The sequence below is a fragment of the Fictibacillus sp. WQ 8-8 genome (assembly GCF_024494405.1).
Lineage (GTDB): Bacteria > Bacillota > Bacilli > Bacillales > Fictibacillaceae > Fictibacillus_C > Fictibacillus_C marinisediminis.
In genome coordinates this window covers 223,210-240,434 of the sequence record NZ_JAMXKG010000006.1, presented here as the reverse complement: position 1 = coordinate 240,434, position 17,225 = coordinate 223,210, and the positions used below count along the sequence as shown (strand labels likewise).

The following is a 17,225-nucleotide window of genomic DNA, read 5'->3' as shown; positions in this document are numbered from 1 at the left end:
GAAATTTTTATAAACCGGGACATTCGCCTAATCAAACCAAGACATATCACTATATGATGTGGAGAAGAAAAAAGGAGGAGATAGATGATGGGATGCGGTGCTGGTTTCGGACATAGCTTTTTAATTCTGATCATTCTTTTCATTTTATTAATAATAATTGGCTGTACTTGCTTCACGTGGTAAGGACAAGGACGTAGGCAAAAGTTTAAAATTTATTTCGATTTACAGGCATTCGCCTATGCGAGCAATAGGTGGGCTGCATAGGATAGCGTAAGAAATAAAGGAGGTGGCATCATGGGTTCTACACATGGAAGAGGCTTTGCGTTAATCGTTGTGTTGTTTATTCTGTTGATCATCGTCGGATGTGTATGTTGGGGAGGATGGTGTTAATCACTCCTCATAATCGGTAGTAAACCGGCTTTTTCTGCCGGAGGAGGTATTTCAATGAACGGTTTTTCTGGCGGCTTTGAGCTGATTGTTGTATTGATAATCCTACTCATTATTATCGGATGCATTTGTTTCTGTTGACGAAAACTAGAGAGGGGTGGCATCTGCCATCCCTTTTGTTTTCGTAGAAGCATAGGGATGCCTCATTAGTATGTAAAGATGTTTTCTACATAAGCACTGATTAAAAGAATGGTAATCAGAACATTTATGGTACGGAACACATTGGGCTGTGTTTCAGCAGGAATGGATTTACGTGAACAGAGTTCATTGGTGAGGGTATTAAAAACAAATAAAAAAACAGGGGCAAGAATTACAAATATCACATCTGGCATGTTACAATACCTCCATAAAAAGCTACCATTCTTACTTTAACAAAAGTTGGGGAATAAGAATAGAAAAATGCAACTATTGGAGGACGAAAATGAAAAACAAATGGAAATGGAGCTTCTTTGCTCTGGCTGCCGTTATCGTCATCGTTATCATTGTCATTGCTTCGTTGATTTTTTCAGGAGGAGAAAAGGACTTTGATAAAGCTGAACAAACCGGTGGATCACTGGCGGGGAAGAAACTATTCACTATACATACGGGGAAAGAACAGGCTGCGTTTCTAATGAACAAACAAATTGAGGAACAAAAAAACCTGGACCTAAAGGTAAAGCTTACGAATCAGATGAAACTGTTCGGGCGGATAGACGTTTTTGGAAGAGAAGTAGTATACCAGATGTCGATGGCGCCAGAAGTTCTTCCGAATGGAGATCTGGCTCTGCATGAAAAAAATGTACAGGTCGGACGTTTGAATCTGCCGGGCGAGCAGGTGCTTAATCTTGTTTCAAACAGTGGAGACCTCCCCAGATGGGTGAAGGTTTACCCGCAGGAAGAAATGATTCACGTGCAGCTGACCAAGATGAACATAAAGAAGCACATTAAGGTAAAGGCCAAAGAGGTCGATCTGCCGCATAATAATATTTCGATAGAAGTGTTTGGAAAATAAACAGATGGAGAATTTTAGAAGATAAGAAGAAAGCCGCCTTACAAAAAAGGCGGCTTTACTATACAATAGAAACTAAAGATCGACTATAAGAAAGCAGGATGAAGATGGAAACGATTGAAGAACGTGTTGAACGGCTGGAATATTATAACCGGCTTACTGTACAATCGATTAATTTAAGGACATATCCCTTCTATACGCTGGTGATGGAAAAACACCTGAGCGAAGACGAGGTGGGAGATGTCCTTTCATTGTGCGATGAACTCCAAAGACGTTTTGAGGTCCAGACGGAGAGTGGTTATGTGCAATACCTTCCTCTTCTTCTCCATTTTGCAGGAATGCTGAATCCAAAGCTGAAGCCAAGAGAAACCGTTCAAGCTCTTCGTACCCAAGGCGTCTATCCTGAACTTATGGATAAGCTGTATGATTTGGCACGGCATTACGAGTGAATGCCTGCCAGCTCAGGAGTCATTGGTATGACATTGCTTGGGGGCTTTTCCTCCAAGCTTTCTTCAACTTTCAACTCAAGTTTGTTAAAGATCGTCATGAAGTCCTCACCGTAGAGGTTTCGGATCATGCACATGATCTCAGGGAAGTCAGGGAACTTTCCGAAGAGTTCCTTGATCGGTAAAGCGGATGAAAAGACACCGAAGCTTGACGGATCATAGGTTTCCATTGTTTTTAGGAGAAGCTCTTCACCCTTATCCGTCAATTGAATGTATGTATTGCGCTTGTCATTTTCTTTTTTGGAAAATGAAAGGTAGCCTTGTTCCTCCAGCTTTTTCGAAAAGTTAAAAGCAGTCGACACATGCATGACTCCGAATTTTGCAATATCGGAAATGCTGGCTCCTTCCAATTGATGTGCAATCCATAAAATGTGATGTTCGTTGATGTTTAATCCGTAATCCTTAATCCAATTCTGCCAGTCTTTTTCCACACTCTTCCATAATGCTTTGCTGATCTGCGCGAATTTATGACTGAAAATCATCGCTTCCTTTACACTGTACAAATTGTCCTTTTCCATACTAAATGCCCTCCATTACTACATATAAGAACATCAATCTACCCCTCATTATGCCAGTATTTTCTATAATAAGAAAGTAAAATTTTTCAAAACTAAAAGAAAAATTGGTAATAAAGGCATGAAACTTAAGTATGATAAGATATGGAAGATCATAATAGTTAAATAATAAAAGAAATCTCCCCGTTCAAGGGAGATCCCCAATTGTACAGTGATTATTTAGCCAGGGTAGCTTTGCTTTCCTCAAGCGTGTCCTGGATCTCTTTTACGTTCTCCTGAATACTTTCCATGTTGGGCTGAACATCTTCCTTCCAATGATCAATATCCTTCTTTAAGTCAGCAGAAGCCTGTTTGAACGCGTCCTTTCCTTCTTTGGAAACAAACATAATTTTTTCTTTAAGAGTAATACTCTCACGTTTCATTTGGGAGACAGAGTTCTTTAACTTATTCGCACTGTCTTTAATGTCCTGTCTGACATCCTTGCCTGACTTAGGCGCAGACAGCAGGGTAGTTGCACCTGTAACGATTGTTCCGATGGCGAAGCCGTAAAGTAAAGATTTTGCTTTAGACATAAATAATTCCTCCTCTATTATAGTTAGTATTACATTCTTGGTGGATCAGAAGAATTCCTATTGAGAAATTTCCCGAAAACATAAATATTTAACGATGATTTTCGGCATGATTGGACAGGCACCTGCATATTTATAAAATGGGGGGATGGACAATGAATTGGAAAACCATAATATTGCTGATTGCAGGACTGCTTTTAATTATGCGCATGATGTACTCCTTAAACACTACCCGCCAGTATTCCTTTCGTAACACTTCCATCAAAAAAAAGAGAAAAACCGCTGTCGTTTTCGGCTTGATCGGGATTACGGGGCTAGTTGTCTGTTTGCTCACTTTTGTCACAAAATAACGAAAAATAGGGAAAGCTGATTCTTTTTGAATCTGCTTTTTTATGTTAGAAATATAATAGATAAAGGTATAATAACAACAAGTCAGGAGGAGGGTATTATGGAACGTCACACCATCGGTAATTATTTTAACAGAATGAAAAGCAAGGCCTCTGTTATTCTGGATGATGATCATCAAACAGGTGAACTGATCACCAATGCCGAGAAAAAAACAGAATCTGCACAAAACAACAGCAGCTTGCGGGAACTGACTTCTCAGGTGAAAGCGTTAATTAGGCTGGTGAAGCATTATCGTGATGGCTCATACCGGCATGTATCAAAAAAATCGATGATACTTATTGTTGCGGCCCTGCTTTATTTTGTCAGTCCAATCGATGCTGTTCCAGACTTTTTGGTAGGCATTGGCCTATTGGATGATGCTGCTGTTTTGGCTTTTTTATATAAAACGATCAAAAAAGAAATCGATCATTACATGGAATGGGAAGAAGAAGAGCAAACCATAAAGCCGGCACCTTAAATCAGGTACCGGCTTTTTTTATGGCTTATTAAAATGAATTATACTTGTGCCTCTTTCGATTGCGGGGGCATTGAACGCTTTCTGATGCTGTGTGCTACCGGATACAAGACGAACATGACGACACAGTTTACGGCAGCTGTCGGCAATACGACCGCCAGGAAGATGGACAAAAACGTACCAGGCAGGCCGGCAACGAGAAGAGCTGTACCGAGGAAAATCGATCCGCTCACAATCGTTCCAGCGAAAGTTAATATCGCAGCTGTTAATGCATTTAGTTTAAAGCGCGAAACGAGTAGGAAAAGTCCTAAAAAAACGAGTGCGGTTATTGGTTTATCGACCAGGTTGGCGATCTGCCCGCCCGGGAAAGTTGTTGTTATGGCTGTAATGACTCCTGTTGCCAGCGCAGCTACAATGACGTTAGAAAGCGACGGGAACATGATAATCGTTAGAAATAGCATAGTAAGCATCATATCAGGCCTCATCCCTAAAAAGAAGGGCGGCATAATGGCATGAAGAACATACCCCAATGCTAATAAAACACCTGTTAGTGCTAATGATTTAGTTTTCATTACTCATCTCTCCTCAACTCAACTCTTAATTCATCTTTCATAGGTGCACTTTTGCCCTATGCAAAGAAGTTATCACCTATAATAACAAATCTGGAGCGTTTTGAACAGTAAATAAAGACTATTTATCATGTTTTTTCTGGAAATTTCCCATGAAATCCCTAAGTGCCTGACAGGCCTCAAGAGGAACTGCATTATAGGCTGAGGCTCTGCATCCGCCGATGGACCGGTGTCCGGCCAGCCCGTAAAATCCTTGTTCATGTGCTTCTTTTAAAAACTGCTTCGTCAACTCTTCATTTTTTAAGGTGAACGTAATATTCATCAATGATCGGCTGTCCCTGGCAGCATGTCCTGAATAAAAGCCGCTGCTTTGATCAATGGCTTCATAGATGAGCTGCGCTTTTTCCTGGTTTCTTTTTTCGAGTTCCTCCAGACCGCCCAGATTTTTCGCCCATTCAAGAACGAGTTTCAGGAGATAGATGGAAAAGGTAGGAGGGGTGTTATAGAGCGAACGGTTTTTAATGTGTGTCTCATACGAAAGAATGGCCGGAAGCCCTTCATTTGCCCGTTCGGCTGCATCTTTTCGAAAAATTACAACCGTCACACCGGCAGGGCCCAGGTTTTTTTGAGCTCCTGCATAAATTAGGCTGAACTTATCTACTGGAATCCTTCTGCTTAAAATATCACTGGACATATCAGCGATCAAAAAAGGGTGGTCAATCCCGTCGAATGAAGCCCATTGTGTACCATAGATGGTATTGTTGGATGTTAAATGAACATACGAATATTCTTCAGGAGAAAAAGAAGGAAGATCAGGAATAGAGGCATAGTTGGAAGCTTTTCCTGATACGATCTCTTTTACATCTCCAAATTTATCGGCCTCTTTTAACGCTTTTTCAGACCAGGAACCGGTTAAGATATAGCCGGACTGTTCGCCGGGCTTCATAAAATTCATGGGTATCATCGCAAATTGCAGGCTCGCACCGCCCTGCAAGAATAGAACTTCATACTGATCGGGTATAGAAAGCAGTTCTTTTAAAAGGTTTTTTGCTTCTTCATGAACTTCCTCATAGTGTTTTCCGCGATGGCTGTGTTCCATAATGCTGATCCCCGTGTCCTGGAAATCCAAAAATTCTTCTTTTGCTTTTTCCAATACCTGCCGGGGTAAAGCGGCAGGTCCTGCGTTAAAATTATATACCTGTTTCATGAATACAATTCCTCCCCTTATTTAGTGGTTTCAATGCTTTATTAAAAGGCTTTGTTAAAGCAGATTGTTGATTTCAATCATATTGGACATCGCATACTGATGCTTAAAAGAGGCCCTCAAGTCTTTTTCTCCACTTAAAAGGGGTGATAGCTGGCGGTTCAATCACACCCCACCAAAAATCAACAACATGGACTAACAGAGCTTATAAAATAAAAAACTGCCTTGATTCAGGCAGCAGATATACAAATGTTATGAAGAAAGATGGGAAGCGATCGAGCTGGAAATCTCACTGAACTCTTCCTGTGAGTAATCATGGGTTTCCCACACCGCTCCAAAGCCATCTCCTTTGCCGTAGCGGGGAATGATATGTACATGGTAATGAAAAACGGATTGTCCTGCAGGTTCTCCGTTATTATTCAGTACATTAAGACCGATGGGATCAAATGACTCTTTAATCGCTTCGGCAACGGCCGGAACAGCTGCGAACAGTTTTCCTGCTGCTTCAGCAGGCAGGGCATAAATATCTTTGTAATGTTCCTTTGGGATTACGAGAGTATGCCCTTTTGTGACTTGGCTGATATCGAGAAAGGCCAGCACGTTTTCGTCTTCATATACTTTATAGGCTGGTATTTCGCCCTTCACGATTTTACAAAAAATACAATGCTCGTCATGGTTCATTTCATCACCTCTGAAAATGTTTTTTCTCATTTTAGCATAAGTGCGGACAATATGTTATTGGAACATTTAGAAATTTAAACAAAGAAAGAGGACCCTACGTTTGTAGAGCCCTCTTCCTTATAGAGGTTAGAGAAGAAAGGAGAACCTGGAAACATACATTTCGATTTTTTTGCGAACACCTCATTCTGTTGGATTAAAAGCTTAGGTAAGCAATAATCTTTCCAAGAGAATCATCTCCCTGAATTTGGTTGTTCAAATCGTTATATAGCACCTAAAATCTCCCTCGAAGAAGGGGGGATGCCTTCTTCAAATATAGGTTTGCCAAGAATCAAGAAGTTTATCCATAAAAAATGCAGCCGTTGGAAAACAAAAAAGAAACATAGTATGATGAAGATGAAATAAAGGCGGAATTGATAACAAATTAGAGGTGTCGCAGCTGTTCCTGAAACGAAGGACAGCTTTTTTAAAACGTGGTTCGCGGTGCGGTTTTTCATATAAAATGGACAATCTCGGTAAAATAGAGGAGAAGCTGGGAAAGAAGGGGTCGAACATGAAAAAAATTCTTGAAGTCAACGGATTAACAGGAGGCTATTCACCTGACAGGCCTGTGCTGCATGATGTTTCCTTTAATGTGCATGCCAATGAAATCGTAGGGCTGATCGGTTTGAACGGAGCGGGTAAAAGTACGACCATCAAGCATGTTTTAGGTCTTATGGAGCCGAATAAAGGTACCTCCAGAATTAATGGGAAGACCTTTCAGGAGGAACCGGAGGAATATCGTGGACAGTTATCATACATACCAGAGACACCCATCCTGTACGAAGAGCTTACTCTTTGGGAACACCTCGAGATGACTGCCATGGCTTATGGCCTGGAGGAGCAGACGTTTTTAACAAGAGTAAGGCCCCTGCTTACGGAATTTAACATGGAAAATAAAATCAAATGGTTTCCTGGACATTTTTCAAAAGGTATGCGGCAGAAAGTCATGATTTTGTGCGCTTTCCTGGTAGAGCCTGAACTCTACATCGTTGACGAACCATTCGTCGGACTGGATCCGCTCGGCATTCATTCATTTCTGGAACTGATGGAAAGGTTTAAAAATAACGGAGCAGGCATCCTGATGTCAACACATATCCTGGCAACGGCGGAACGGTACTGCGATCGTTTCATCATCCTGCATGAAGGCAAGATCGCTTTGGAAGGGACGTTAGCGGAATTGAAAAATCAGGTCGGAAATCCTCAGGCTACGCTCGATGAGATCTATATTTATACCAGCAGAGGAAACAGGCCATGATGGATTTCACAAAGATATGGGAGAGCAGGAAGGACCAGTATTTTGCAATAGCGCTCCGCTACTTCAGATTGATTGGAAACAGCGGGTTCATGCTCTCGCTTTACATTTTGTTTGTGATGGGAAGCTTCTATTATGCCAGGATCCTTAAACAGCTGCCTGAAAACTTTCCAGCGTCCTGGCTGCTTGTAGCGGTGTTTGCCTATTTGCTGACAAAAAGCCCAGTACGGACGTTTTTGAAAAAAGGCGACATCGTGTTTCTCCTGCCTGTCGAATCGAGAATGAAAGAATATTTCAGGCATTCCTTGCGCTATACGATCATCATTCAATGCTTCGTGATCGTCGTTGTGTTTCTCGCATTCGGGCCGCTGTTTTCAAAGTTCATTACCGGAAGGCTGTTTGAGATGTTGCTGACCTTAATTCTGTTGCTGTCAGCAAAAATATGGAACGTCAAAACCTCATGGGAAGAACAGCGGCTGCCCTTTGACCGCAGCAGGAGGAACTATATGGCCATCCGTTTGGCTGTTAATGCAGTGTACCTGTATCTTCTTTTTCAGAAGGCTTATGTGTTTATCCTCGCTATTCTTGCCATTATGTACGTTTTATCCAATTTTGTGTTTGGTTACATCAAGAAAGTGCACGGCTACAAGTGGGAGCATTTGCTTGAAGTGGAAAATGGCATGATGATGAAGCTTTATCGGATTGCCAACTTGTTCACAGACGTCCCTCAGCTGTCTCAAAAAGTAAAGCCGAGAAAGTGGCTGTCACCGCTTTCCAAAGTGGCCTATAAACAGAGACATACGTTTGACGGTTTATACCGCAAGACGTTTTTTCGATCCAATGATTATTATGGAATCTACATTAGACTGATCATCATCGGCGTTCTTTTCCTTTTCTGGATCCCGTCCGGGTGGTGGCATCCTTTACTCGTCTTGTTATTTATGCATGCAACAGGCGTACAATTGCTGCCGCTTTACGGTCACCACAGGGGAAACGTATGGTTCGAGCTGTATCCTGTCAAACACCAATGGCGTTTTCAGGCTTTTCAAAAATGGCTTCGTATCCTTTTAACCATCCAGGCCGTCCTTTATATTGCCTTTCTGCTGCTGACGGGAGGGACTTGGATGATTGGAGCTGTATCAGGAGTGGCTGCAGTTATCTTTGTCTGGCTGTTTACCTCTTACTATACTAAAAAACAGCTGTTGCGAGTAATGTAGTAGTAATACAACCAAGCAAGGCTGGGAAGGATTGAGGGGAAGCTGTATGGGAAAGTATGAAACACAAATTCTGGCTGAACTGAACAGTTGGGAAAAAGAGTTCAACAAAAATCCCTCTCTCTGGGACCGATCAGCTAAAAAACTGCAAACCCGCATAAATGATCTTCTGCCCGAAAAGGTTCATCAGGTGATCACGAAAAGCATCAAAAGCATGGTGCATGGCACACTGATTGGTTCAGAATATACCTCGAAAAAGCAGCCGCATGCTCCTCTTGCCCTCAGGGAAAGTGATCAAGCGGCAGATTCGTTAATCACCGCTTACCGCCGGACAGCTGCAGTTGAGGGGGCGGGAACAGGGGCGGGGGGATTTTTGCTGGGCCTTGCGGATTTTCCAATCTTATTAGGAATTAAAATGAAGTTTCTGTTCGATGTGGCTGGAGTCTATGGATACGATGTTAAAGATTATCGTGAACGCCTGTATATTTTGTATATCTTTCAGCTTTCTTACTCAAGCCCGTTTAAGAGAAAAGAACTCTTTGAGAAAATCCTGAACTGGGAACGGACTATTGCAGATTTTCCGTCTGAACAGCAATCTTTGCAGAATATTGATTGGCAATCTTTGCAGCAGGATTACAGAGATCGTATCGATCTAGTAAAGATGCTGCAGATGATCCCCGGTTTTGGAGCAGTAGTGGGTGCTTATGCGAACTATCGCTTTTTGGATGAACTTGGAAAAACCGCGAAGAATTGTTTCCGGCTGAGGACAATCGATCAATTAAAGGAAAAAGGCTGGCTGAAAGAGCCATAAAAAAAGCTGCCCCCGATAAACCAATTGGTTTATCCGGGGGCAGCTTTATTGTTTTATTTTAGAAACGGTTGTCTTTTAATAGACGATCCATTTCTTCTTTATGTTTGGTTTCATCAGCAATCATGTCTTCGAGCTGGACAACCAGTTCCGTCAGTTTCAGCTGAGCTGCCTGCTCTTTGCGTTCTTCGTATCGGCGAATGGTGTCAATTTCTGCATTTCTTGCTTCTTCAAGCATTTGGCGTACATCTGATACCTGTTTGACTTCTTTTGGAGTTGTTGTAGGTATTCCGCCGAGTGTGCTGATCTTTTCTGCAAGGTAAAGGGCATGGCCTTGTTCATCGCCAATTTCTGACTCAAAGAATGGCTTTAGCACTTGGCGAAAGATTCCTGAAACCGTTGCTGCGTTGTGATTGTACATAATGATCGCTGAATATTCGTTGGCTAGATCCTCGTTTAGTCCATCAATTAGTGCTTGTAAATCTTTTTCCATCTTTACATTACCTCCCAAAATTCATTCTGTGTTATTCTTCCCCGTTTGCATAATGGATAAACTATGGAAAAAAGGGTTTACTTCAGTTGGCAAAAGGAAATGTTAAGAGGTGTAGACAGATGAAAATGTAAAGGAGCGTGGATTTCAGTGGCTAAAATCGCAACTGTACTTACCAATTTATTTGAAGATGTTGAATATACAGACCCAGCGAAAGCTTATAAAGAAGCGGGTCACGAAGTAGTGGTGATCAGCTCGGAAAAAGGAAAACAGCTGGAAGGAAAGCAGAAAGAAGAAACCGTTACTGCTGATGCAGGCATTGGCGATGTCAGCCCTTCTGATTTTGATGCTCTTTTCATCCCCGGCGGCTTCTCGCCTGATCAACTTAGGGATGATGAACGGTTTGTGAGTTTCGCAAAAGACTTTGCTGATAACGGAAAACCAATCTTTGCGATCTGTCACGGCCCTCAGCTGTTAATTACAGCAGAAGTATTAAAGGGCAGAAAAGTAACAGGCTATAACTCCATTAAAGTGGATTTGAAAAATGCGGGAGCTAATTTTGTCGATGAAGAAGTGGCAGTTTGCGGAGGCAACCTTGTGACTAGCCGACAGCCTGATGACATCCCGGCATTCAACAAGGAGTCCCTTTCCATTCTTTCAAAATTAAATCAATAAAGGAGAAGAAAGCTATGGGCAATGAAGAAAAGCATATCCTGCACAAAGACGATACAGTGAACATCAACAAAGTAGATGATACCGTTGGACGCATCAGTGATGAACGCAAAGATGAAATTTTACGGAACTTTTCTGAATTTAAATCGTATCTTCATACAAGGGTGGCGCTTGGTGAGAAACTTGGATTAGATGAAGAAACACTTGCTAAAGCTGCACAAAAAGTTGCAGATCATCTGGCTGAGACCGAAGAGCCGCGCAATGCTGAAGAAAACCTTCTGAAAGAGCTTTGGAAGGCAGGCGACGAAAATCAAAGGCATCAACTGGCGCATATGCTTGTAAAGCTTGTACAATAGGACGCAGAAAAAGCTGCTTTGATTGCTCTCAGCAGCTTTTTCTTATTGCCAGATGTTATGACTGATGAAGCAAGAGGTGTTAAAATGCTGCAAAAATGGATGAAAAAAATATCTTTCCCTATCGTCCCGGCTGTTCTGCTTGTGATTGGCTTTTTGCTGGCGGCGGCTGCTATTTTTATTTTTGCTTCCCTCTCTGAGGAAATTGTTGAAAAGGAACCTTTTGAATTTGATCCGGTAATTATTGATGCCATACGTTCTTATTCCTCACCGGGGCTGGATCGTGTGATGTTATTTTTCACAGAAATAGGGTCCAAGCTGGCTCTCGGCATTCTGCTTGCTGTGGGTATGCTTTGGCTGTGGTTCAAACGGCAGAACCTATGGGGGATGGTATTCTTCCTGCTGGCTGTTGGCGGGGGAGGCTTATTGAACTTGCTGCTCAAAAATGCTTTTCAAAGAAAAAGGCCCAATGCAGATCCTTTGGTAGAAGCACTCGGCTTCAGTTTTCCAAGCGGACATGCAATGGGCAGTATGGTGTATTATGGATTCCTGGGATATTTGGTTGTAAGGAGCAAGAGAAAGCCCTTAAAAAAAGCAGGGTGGACCTTATTATTTGCGGTCGCCATAATTGGAATCGGCATCAGCCGCATTTATCTTGGTGTTCATTATCCCTCTGATATTATTGCGGGTTACTCTGCAGGATTGGTATGGCTTCTCTTATGCATAGCAGCCCTTGAGGCTGTTTATTTTTATAAACAGCCAAGAAGATGATCCCTCAGACTGGAAAGTTGCCGACGATGACTGACAGATATTTTTCCAGGTTAACCAGTTCAGCGGGTGTATGGACATTCCGTTCTCCATCACAGTCGATCAGTTGATCAGGCGCTGTATTCACCTTAAGGCGGCTGGTTTTATAGTATTTGATATCGTCATTGGCGGGAGTCTGGTTCAGCATTTTGGATTGAATCGTATCCCAGATTAAACGCAGAGATGGTTCTTTTACGATAAGAATATCGAATTTTCCGTCCTGTATATCGGTATCTAGGAAAAAGGCTTTGATGCCTCCAGTAAAAGGGCCATTTCCAACGATAAGCATGGCGGCTTCCCCTTGATACGTAAAGTCGGGGCTCTCGATTTCAAGTTGAAACGGATCATAATTTTTTAATGTTTGGGCGGCTGAAAGGTAGTAGGAGAGCCGTCCGAATTTATCTTTGAACTGGCTGTCTATATTGGTGGAAACTTGTGTAATGAGACCGATTCCCCAGAAGTTAAGAAAATAGTGAGCATTGCAGTGTCCAACGTCCAGCTGCTCGACCTTATGCTCCAAGATCTGGTCAATAGCTTTGAAGGGATTCTGATTCATGCCGATCGCCCTTGAGAAGTCGTTGCATGTACCTCCGGGAAGTATAGCAAACAAAGGCCTTTTTTCCAGAGGGCAAAGCGCGTTTACGAGCTCGTGGATGGTACCGTCTCCTCCCGCTCCAATCACGAGATCGACTTCACCTGCAATCTTCGTCAAAAAATTTCCTCCATCTCCAACATCCTGCGTTTGATGGACGATGACCTCGCTGTATTTTTCTTCTAGTTTTTGTACCACTTCATTTATGTTTTCAACAAGTTGCTTATTTCCGGCATTCGGATTTACGATAATGGCGGCTTTATTCATATCCGCGCCTCCCCATTCTTGTTACTAGAAATTCAAAATGATTTTTTGTTTATAATACGATTGCCATTGTTTATTTCAGTCAGGAAAAAGCCTGCAGAGCAGCAATTCTGCCCGCTGGCTTTTCGGGACGTCCAATGTTTAATAGCAGTTACGATTTTGAAACGATATCATATTCTTTTACAAAAGAGGGGCCGGAAAATAGCGTCTGGGGCAGTCCTGAGCCGGTGCCTCTGTTCTTGTGGGCTTCGGCATAGGCATTCGACTGCTGCCAGCTCGTAAAATCCCCTTGGGATTTCCAAAGGGTCATCACGATATAAGGGTCGTTTTCTTCTGGTCGCAGTACCCTGATGGCAGCAAAGCCCGATTCCTGTTCAACAAGACCTGCGCGCTGCTTAAAACGTTCTTCAAAGAGCGATTTTCCTTCTTCAGTTACTTGTATGTGGTTTAAGACAGCGAAAGAGCCTTCCTTCAATTGGCCCCTTGCATTTAAAATCTCATAGCCATGGCCCTCTTGGAAGGGATTTTCTCCTTCAAGCTCTGCGATCAGTGCCGCATCGCCGCTGCTTTCCAGCAGAATGGAGTGAACAGAAGAGGCTTCTGGAAGATTTTCTAAATAGTGCTGGGTTCCATACGTGATATATAGCTTCATATAATCCGCTCCTTATGTTTTTTATGTTTGAATTGCAGTCATCTTTAATTCATGATTTACCCGCGGAAAGCAAATAATAAACGAAAGCAAAAACGGACAGCAGGCAGCGTAAGCAATTTTTTACTAGCGTCTGCAATTAAAAAGACTTTATCCTTGTTTTAGCGGATTCTGTAATAATATAGTAAAATAAGCAATCAGGTATGGGCACGTTGATAGGGAAACTTTGTATTGAAAAGAGGTACAGACGTGTTTAAAAACGGAATGCTTGGCATCGGTTTATTAATAGGAATATTGATAGCAGGTTTTATGGGCTATTTATTCATACTTATGGCTGGCGACTACGTCGTCGACGAGAAAGATCTTGTTATGAGCTCTGCCTCTAAACTTGTAGATATGAAGGGCAGCACAATCACCCGGATTTATTCTGAAAATCGGGAGCTGGTTTCAGCTGATGAAATTCCAGATGAAGTGAAGGATGCTTTTGTTGCGGTTGAGGATACAAGATTTTATGAGCATCACGGGCTGGATTTTCGCTCGATCGCCCGTGCAGTTTACCGTGATATCGCGGCAGGCCATAAAGTTGAGGGAGGCAGCACGATCACTCAGCAGCTTGCGAAGAACGTTTTTTTATCACATGAGAAGTCATTGCTCCGAAAAACGAAGGAAGCAGTGATCGCTATCAATCTTGAAAGAAAATACAGCAAGGACAAGATTTTGGAGATGTATTTAAATCAGATTTATTTTGGGCATGGCGCATACGGGATTCAGGCAGCGTCCAAATTTTATTTTAATAAAGATGTCAGCGATCTGACGGTTGAAGAAGGGGCCATGCTTGCCGGGATGCCAAAAGCCCCAAGCTATTACTCTCCGATCGAACATAAAGAAGCGAGTAAAAAAAGAAGAGATCTCGTATTCGACCTGATGGCAAAGCATCATTTTATTTCAGCCGAACAAGCGGTAAGGGCGAAGGGGAAGACAATTGCTCTTAATATCCACAAGGAAGAGCGGAATCCAGCACTTACTACTTACATTGATATGGTGCTTCATGAGGCTAAACAGAAATATCACCTTTCCAGGGAAGAAATGAGAAAAGGCGGCTACAAAGTTGTCGTGCCGCTGAAAGAAAGTACACAAGAGGCGATGTACCAGACCTTTTTAAAGCCGGATTATTTTGTAGGAACAGGGAAAGAGCGTCCTGAAGGAGCCATGGTGCTCATGGATGCTGATACAGGCGGAATTATTGCTGCGCAGGGAGGAAGAGGCTATCTCACGGAGGGGCTGAACCGGGTATATGTTAACCGGCAGCCGGGTTCATCCTTTAAACCGCTTGCAGTTTATGCGCCTGCATTGGAATCAAAGGCCTATAAACCGTATTCTATGTTAAAAGATGAACAGCTCAGCTACAACGGCTATGAACCGAAAAATTACGATGGACGGTACAGGGGAAGGGTGTCCATGGCAGAAGCGATCCGCGATTCCATCAACGCTCCTGCTGTGTGGCTGCTCAACGAATTGGGAGTCGATCAATCAAAAGCAGCGTTGAGCAGTCTGGGGATGGATATTCCAGATAAAGGTCTCGGCATTGCACTCGGAGGTCTGGATCATGGTGTAACCCCTTATCAGGTGATGGCAGCCTACCGTTCATTTGCACGTGAAGGAAAAACTGTCAAACCGTACGTCATCGCCAAAATTTATGACCGAAACGGCGAACTGGTAGGAAAGGCAAGCCACAAGGAAAAGAAAGTATTTAAAAAACAAACCGCATGGTACATGACACGTATGCTTCAGCAAGTAGTGGAAAAAGGAACGGGGAGATACGGCACGGTTGATACAGAGCTGGCGGGCAAAACCGGTACAACAAACTATGAAGGTGTGCCGCATGCCAACAAAGATGCATGGTTTGTAGGATATACCCCGAAAGTAGTAGGAGCAGCATGGATTGGATACGATAAAACGACGAATGAAAGCTATCTCAACACGTCCAGCGAAAAAGCAACAAGGCTCTTTAAAGATGTCATCAATCAGATGCCCTCACAGCGGGGCCTGACCTTTAAAAAGCCTAAAGGGGTAAAAGAGCTGGAGCCTCCGGTCGATCTCGTTAAGATCAAGGACCTGAAGGCTGATTTCGCATTGGGGTCCTTCGGTGTTCCGGGAATAAAACTGACATGGACTCCATCGGCTGATAAACGATTGCAGTATAAAATCTATTCAGTCAAAGAAGGAAAGGCAACACATATTGATACCGTAACGGGCAAAGGAAGCTACAACGTATCCGCCAAATATTTGTTCAGCATGCCAAAGTTTTATGTCGTCCCGCTAAATCCGCAGACCGATCAGGAAGGCGAACCGTCCAACACCGTCTCCATGGAGTGGTTCAGATGATACCTTCGAAGTAAACAAGGTGCCAGGCACTTCACTTCGAAGTTTATGTTTAAAAAGGTAGTGCCAGGCACCCGCATCGGAGCAGTGCCACGCACCTTGTTTGCCTCCGGTGCTGTGATGTTTGTCGGTGGCTGATTGTCAAATTCATGACATTTAAAACCGGAAGCTATACATTTATTGTGAATTCTTTTACAATGTTTAATGGATATGGAGCGAACGGGTTTCTAAACGTTAAATTACAGGAATTCATAGTAGGTCGGGACACAAAGTATAGGAAGAAACGTGGATCGGGCTTTGCTTCAAAGCAGAAAGGTGTGTTGATTTTGACAGTTAACGATGAGTTTTTAAAAGCCTGCCGAAAAGAGAAAAACAGTTTTGTACCGGTTTGGTATATGCGCCAAGCAGGGCGTTCACAGCCGGAGTATCGAAAACTGAAAGAGAAATATTCGCTTTTTGACATTACTCACCGCCCCGAGCTTTGTGCTCAGGTTACGAAGCTTCCTGTCGACCAGCATGGTGTAGATGCAGCGATCCTTTATAAGGATATTATGTCGCCGGTTCCCGCTTTGGGCATCAATGTTGAGATCAAAGCTGGTGTTGGGCCTGTTATTGACTGTCCTTTACGCACAATGGAAGATGTAGAAAAACTTGGAGCTATCCAGCCGGAGAAGGATGTACCTTATGTGCTCGACACAATAAAACTCCTTCGCCAGCAGCTAGAAGTGCCGCTGATTACATTTGCAGGTGCGCCGTTCACGATAGCGAGCTATATGATCGAAGGCGGGCCATCCAAGGATTATCACCATACAAAAGCACTGATGTATTCTGATCCTGAAGCATGGTTCCTGCTTATGGACAAGCTTGGAGATATGACGATTGCTTATGCAAAAGCACAAATCGCTGCAGGTGCTCAGGCGTTCCAGATATTTGATTCCTGGGTCGGTGCGCTGAACGCAGAAGATTTTAGAACATATATCAAACCAGTAATGAACCGTATCTTTACAGCGCTTCGCGGTGAAGGGGTCCCCCTCATCCTCTATGGTACTGGAGCCCGGCACCTTCTTCACGAGTGGAACGACCTGCCGATCGATGTTATCGGACTTGACTGGAGAACCTCTCCAAGAGAAGCCAGACAGATGGGGATTACTAAAGCATTGCAAGGTAATTTGGACCCATCCATCTTACTGGCCCCATGGAAGGTCATTGAGGAAAAAGCGAAGCAGATACTTGACGAAGGAATGGAAGAACCAGGTTTCATTTTTAACGTTGGAAAAGGGATATTCCCACAGGTACAAGTGGAAACCCTGCAGCGTTTAACAGCGTTTATTCATGAATATTCTTCTAACAAACTGGGGTGAC

Annotated in this window: 24 protein-coding genes; 15 read left to right on the top strand and 9 right to left on the bottom strand. The window is 43.0% G+C overall.

Features of this window, described 5'->3' with window-relative positions:
* The first annotated feature begins 84 nt into the window (after positions 1-84).
* The 3 genes from M1K46_RS15450 (at position 85) to M1K46_RS15440 (ending at position 528) form a co-directional block, all read left to right on the top strand.
* A complete protein-coding gene (locus M1K46_RS15450; RefSeq protein WP_082316025.1) occupies positions 85-183 on the top strand; it encodes a YjcZ family sporulation protein in 99 nt (32 codons plus the stop codon).
* A gap of 111 nt (positions 184-294) precedes the next feature.
* Positions 295-390: a YjcZ family sporulation protein gene (locus M1K46_RS15445; protein ID WP_082316024.1), complete on the top strand. Its 96-nt coding sequence runs from the start codon at positions 295-297 to the stop codon at positions 388-390.
* A gap of 54 nt (positions 391-444) precedes the next feature.
* The gene (locus tag M1K46_RS15440; protein ID WP_082316023.1) at positions 445-528 is read left to right on the top strand and encodes a YjcZ family sporulation protein; all 84 of its coding nucleotides are present in this window, start codon (positions 445-447) and stop codon (positions 526-528) included.
* A gap of 65 nt (positions 529-593) precedes the next feature.
* On the opposite strand, the gene M1K46_RS15435 is transcribed toward M1K46_RS15440, so the two are convergent.
* Entirely contained in the window at positions 594-779 is a 186-nt protein-coding gene (locus M1K46_RS15435; protein ID WP_053355556.1) for a hypothetical protein, read from the bottom strand.
* Between the two features lie 89 nt (positions 780-868).
* Here M1K46_RS15435 and M1K46_RS15430 point away from each other — a divergent pair, with 89 nt between their 5' ends.
* Both M1K46_RS15430 and M1K46_RS15425 read left to right on the top strand, forming a co-directional pair.
* Positions 869-1,438 carry a YpmS family protein gene (locus tag M1K46_RS15430; RefSeq protein ID WP_256226668.1) on the top strand — a complete coding sequence of 190 codons (570 nt, stop codon included), beginning with the start codon at positions 869-871 and terminating at the stop codon, positions 1,436-1,438.
* Positions 1,439-1,542: 104 nt separating this feature from the next.
* Complete coding sequence (locus M1K46_RS15425; RefSeq protein ID WP_256226667.1) at positions 1,543-1,884, top strand: DUF1878 family protein; 342 nt, start codon at positions 1,543-1,545, stop codon at positions 1,882-1,884.
* Here M1K46_RS15425 and M1K46_RS15420 read toward each other — a convergent pair.
* Both M1K46_RS15420 and M1K46_RS15415 read right to left on the bottom strand, forming a co-directional pair.
* Complete coding sequence (locus tag M1K46_RS15420; protein WP_053355553.1) at positions 1,875-2,459, bottom strand: HTH-type transcriptional regulator Hpr; 585 nt, start codon at positions 2,457-2,459, stop codon at positions 1,875-1,877. The two genes, M1K46_RS15425 and M1K46_RS15420, sit on opposite strands and share 10 nt — an antisense overlap.
* A gap of 212 nt (positions 2,460-2,671) precedes the next feature.
* Positions 2,672-3,028: a YtxH domain-containing protein gene (locus tag M1K46_RS15415; RefSeq protein ID WP_053355552.1), complete on the bottom strand. Its 357-nt coding sequence runs from the start codon at positions 3,026-3,028 to the stop codon at positions 2,672-2,674.
* 152 nt (positions 3,029-3,180) lie between these two features.
* Between M1K46_RS15415 and M1K46_RS15410 the strand changes: the two genes are divergently transcribed.
* Positions 3,181-3,375: a hypothetical protein gene (locus M1K46_RS15410; protein ID WP_053355551.1), complete on the top strand. Its 195-nt coding sequence runs from the start codon at positions 3,181-3,183 to the stop codon at positions 3,373-3,375.
* Positions 3,376-3,473: 98 nt separating this feature from the next.
* Positions 3,474-3,890, top strand: a complete 417-nt coding sequence (locus tag M1K46_RS15405; RefSeq protein WP_256226666.1) for a YkvA family protein — start codon at positions 3,474-3,476, stop codon at positions 3,888-3,890.
* Positions 3,891-3,928: 38 nt separating this feature from the next.
* Here M1K46_RS15405 and M1K46_RS15400 read toward each other — a convergent pair whose 3' ends face one another.
* From M1K46_RS15400 to M1K46_RS15390, 3 genes are all read right to left on the bottom strand, one after another.
* Complete coding sequence (locus tag M1K46_RS15400; RefSeq protein ID WP_053355549.1) at positions 3,929-4,459, bottom strand: tryptophan transporter; 531 nt, start codon at positions 4,457-4,459, stop codon at positions 3,929-3,931.
* A gap of 118 nt (positions 4,460-4,577) precedes the next feature.
* Positions 4,578-5,663: a 3-phosphoserine/phosphohydroxythreonine transaminase gene (serC, locus tag M1K46_RS15395; protein WP_256226665.1), complete on the bottom strand. Its 1,086-nt coding sequence runs from the start codon at positions 5,661-5,663 to the stop codon at positions 4,578-4,580.
* Between the two features lie 249 nt (positions 5,664-5,912).
* Positions 5,913-6,341: an HIT family protein gene (locus M1K46_RS15390; RefSeq protein ID WP_062236651.1), complete on the bottom strand. Its 429-nt coding sequence runs from the start codon at positions 6,339-6,341 to the stop codon at positions 5,913-5,915.
* 550 nt (positions 6,342-6,891) lie between these two features.
* Here M1K46_RS15390 and M1K46_RS15385 point away from each other — a divergent pair.
* Genes M1K46_RS15385 through M1K46_RS15375 form a run of 3 tightly spaced genes read left to right on the top strand, consistent with a single transcriptional unit; the run spans position 6,892 to position 9,657 of the window.
* Complete coding sequence (locus M1K46_RS15385; RefSeq protein ID WP_062236648.1) at positions 6,892-7,635, top strand: ABC transporter ATP-binding protein; 744 nt, start codon at positions 6,892-6,894, stop codon at positions 7,633-7,635.
* Complete coding sequence (locus tag M1K46_RS15380) at positions 7,632-8,849, top strand: ABC transporter permease (protein ID WP_256226663.1); 1,218 nt, start codon at positions 7,632-7,634, stop codon at positions 8,847-8,849. Before M1K46_RS15385 ends, M1K46_RS15380 begins: the two co-directional genes overlap by 4 nt.
* Before the next feature lie 46 nt (positions 8,850-8,895).
* Positions 8,896-9,657, top strand: coding sequence for an EcsC family protein (locus tag M1K46_RS15375; RefSeq protein ID WP_256226662.1), 762 nt, complete (start codon positions 8,896-8,898; stop codon positions 9,655-9,657).
* Between the two features lie 58 nt (positions 9,658-9,715).
* Here the strand turns inward: M1K46_RS15375 and M1K46_RS15370 are convergent, their stop codons facing one another.
* On the bottom strand, positions 9,716-10,147 hold the full coding sequence (locus M1K46_RS15370; RefSeq protein ID WP_256226661.1) for a ferritin-like domain-containing protein: 432 nt from the start codon (positions 10,145-10,147) through the stop codon (positions 9,716-9,718).
* A gap of 147 nt (positions 10,148-10,294) precedes the next feature.
* Here M1K46_RS15370 and M1K46_RS15365 point away from each other — a divergent pair, with 147 nt between their 5' ends.
* The 3 genes from M1K46_RS15365 (at position 10,295) to M1K46_RS15355 (ending at position 11,940) form a co-directional block, all read left to right on the top strand.
* Positions 10,295-10,819, top strand: coding sequence for a type 1 glutamine amidotransferase domain-containing protein (locus tag M1K46_RS15365; protein ID WP_248251633.1), 525 nt, complete (start codon positions 10,295-10,297; stop codon positions 10,817-10,819).
* Between the two features lie 14 nt (positions 10,820-10,833).
* A complete protein-coding gene (locus tag M1K46_RS15360) occupies positions 10,834-11,172 on the top strand; it encodes a DUF3243 domain-containing protein (RefSeq protein WP_256226660.1) in 339 nt (112 codons plus the stop codon).
* An 84-nt stretch (positions 11,173-11,256) separates the two neighbouring features.
* A complete protein-coding gene (locus M1K46_RS15355; RefSeq protein ID WP_256226659.1) occupies positions 11,257-11,940 on the top strand; it encodes a phosphatase PAP2 family protein in 684 nt (227 codons plus the stop codon).
* A gap of 4 nt (positions 11,941-11,944) precedes the next feature.
* Here the strand turns inward: M1K46_RS15355 and M1K46_RS15350 are convergent, their stop codons facing one another.
* Both M1K46_RS15350 and M1K46_RS15345 read right to left on the bottom strand, forming a co-directional pair.
* On the bottom strand, positions 11,945-12,835 hold the full coding sequence (locus M1K46_RS15350) for a diacylglycerol/lipid kinase family protein (RefSeq protein ID WP_256226658.1): 891 nt from the start codon (positions 12,833-12,835) through the stop codon (positions 11,945-11,947).
* Between the two features lie 148 nt (positions 12,836-12,983).
* Positions 12,984-13,484, bottom strand: coding sequence for an antibiotic biosynthesis monooxygenase family protein (locus M1K46_RS15345; protein ID WP_256226657.1), 501 nt, complete (start codon positions 13,482-13,484; stop codon positions 12,984-12,986).
* Between the two features lie 246 nt (positions 13,485-13,730).
* Between M1K46_RS15345 and M1K46_RS15340 the strand changes: the two genes are divergently transcribed.
* Both M1K46_RS15340 and hemE read left to right on the top strand, forming a co-directional pair.
* Positions 13,731-15,866: a transglycosylase domain-containing protein gene (locus M1K46_RS15340; protein WP_375162209.1), complete on the top strand. Its 2,136-nt coding sequence runs from the start codon at positions 13,731-13,733 to the stop codon at positions 15,864-15,866.
* A 323-nt stretch (positions 15,867-16,189) separates the two neighbouring features.
* A complete protein-coding gene (gene hemE / locus M1K46_RS15335) occupies positions 16,190-17,224 on the top strand; it encodes a uroporphyrinogen decarboxylase (protein ID WP_375162208.1) in 1,035 nt (344 codons plus the stop codon).
* Position 17,225: the final 1 nt, after the last annotated feature.

Excerpts from the sequence above, each read along its gene's own strand:
- M1K46_RS15400 (WP_053355549.1), bottom strand. The coding sequence starts at position 4,459 with ATGAAAACTAAATCATTAGCACTAACAGGTGTTTTATTAGCATTGGGG.
- M1K46_RS15425 (WP_256226667.1), top strand. The coding sequence starts at position 1,543 with ATGGAAACGATTGAAGAACGTGTTGAACGGCTGGAATATTATAACCGG.
- M1K46_RS15410 (WP_053355551.1), top strand. The coding sequence starts at position 3,181 with ATGAATTGGAAAACCATAATATTGCTGATTGCAGGACTGCTTTTAATT.
- M1K46_RS15405 (WP_256226666.1), top strand. The coding sequence starts at position 3,474 with ATGGAACGTCACACCATCGGTAATTATTTTAACAGAATGAAAAGCAAG.
- M1K46_RS15430 (WP_256226668.1), top strand. The coding sequence starts at position 869 with ATGAAAAACAAATGGAAATGGAGCTTCTTTGCTCTGGCTGCCGTTATC.
- M1K46_RS15415 (WP_053355552.1), bottom strand. The coding sequence starts at position 3,028 with ATGTCTAAAGCAAAATCTTTACTTTACGGCTTCGCCATCGGAACAATC.
- M1K46_RS15420 (WP_053355553.1), bottom strand. The coding sequence starts at position 2,459 with ATGGAAAAGGACAATTTGTACAGTGTAAAGGAAGCGATGATTTTCAGT.
- M1K46_RS15435 (WP_053355556.1), bottom strand. The coding sequence starts at position 779 with ATGCCAGATGTGATATTTGTAATTCTTGCCCCTGTTTTTTTATTTGTT.
- M1K46_RS15440 (WP_082316023.1), top strand. The coding sequence starts at position 445 with ATGAACGGTTTTTCTGGCGGCTTTGAGCTGATTGTTGTATTGATAATC.
- M1K46_RS15375 (WP_256226662.1), top strand. The coding sequence starts at position 8,896 with ATGGGAAAGTATGAAACACAAATTCTGGCTGAACTGAACAGTTGGGAA.
- M1K46_RS15450 (WP_082316025.1), top strand. The coding sequence starts at position 85 with ATGATGGGATGCGGTGCTGGTTTCGGACATAGCTTTTTAATTCTGATC.
- M1K46_RS15350 (WP_256226658.1), bottom strand. The coding sequence starts at position 12,835 with ATGAATAAAGCCGCCATTATCGTAAATCCGAATGCCGGAAATAAGCAA.
- M1K46_RS15380 (WP_256226663.1), top strand. The coding sequence starts at position 7,632 with ATGATGGATTTCACAAAGATATGGGAGAGCAGGAAGGACCAGTATTTT.
- serC (WP_256226665.1), bottom strand. The coding sequence starts at position 5,663 with ATGAAACAGGTATATAATTTTAACGCAGGACCTGCCGCTTTACCCCGG.
- M1K46_RS15390 (WP_062236651.1), bottom strand. The coding sequence starts at position 6,341 with ATGAACCATGACGAGCATTGTATTTTTTGTAAAATCGTGAAGGGCGAA.
- M1K46_RS15360 (WP_256226660.1), top strand. The coding sequence starts at position 10,834 with ATGGGCAATGAAGAAAAGCATATCCTGCACAAAGACGATACAGTGAAC.
- M1K46_RS15445 (WP_082316024.1), top strand. The coding sequence starts at position 295 with ATGGGTTCTACACATGGAAGAGGCTTTGCGTTAATCGTTGTGTTGTTT.
- M1K46_RS15355 (WP_256226659.1), top strand. The coding sequence starts at position 11,257 with ATGCTGCAAAAATGGATGAAAAAAATATCTTTCCCTATCGTCCCGGCT.
- M1K46_RS15385 (WP_062236648.1), top strand. The coding sequence starts at position 6,892 with ATGAAAAAAATTCTTGAAGTCAACGGATTAACAGGAGGCTATTCACCT.
- M1K46_RS15345 (WP_256226657.1), bottom strand. The coding sequence starts at position 13,484 with ATGAAGCTATATATCACGTATGGAACCCAGCACTATTTAGAAAATCTT.
- M1K46_RS15370 (WP_256226661.1), bottom strand. The coding sequence starts at position 10,147 with ATGGAAAAAGATTTACAAGCACTAATTGATGGACTAAACGAGGATCTA.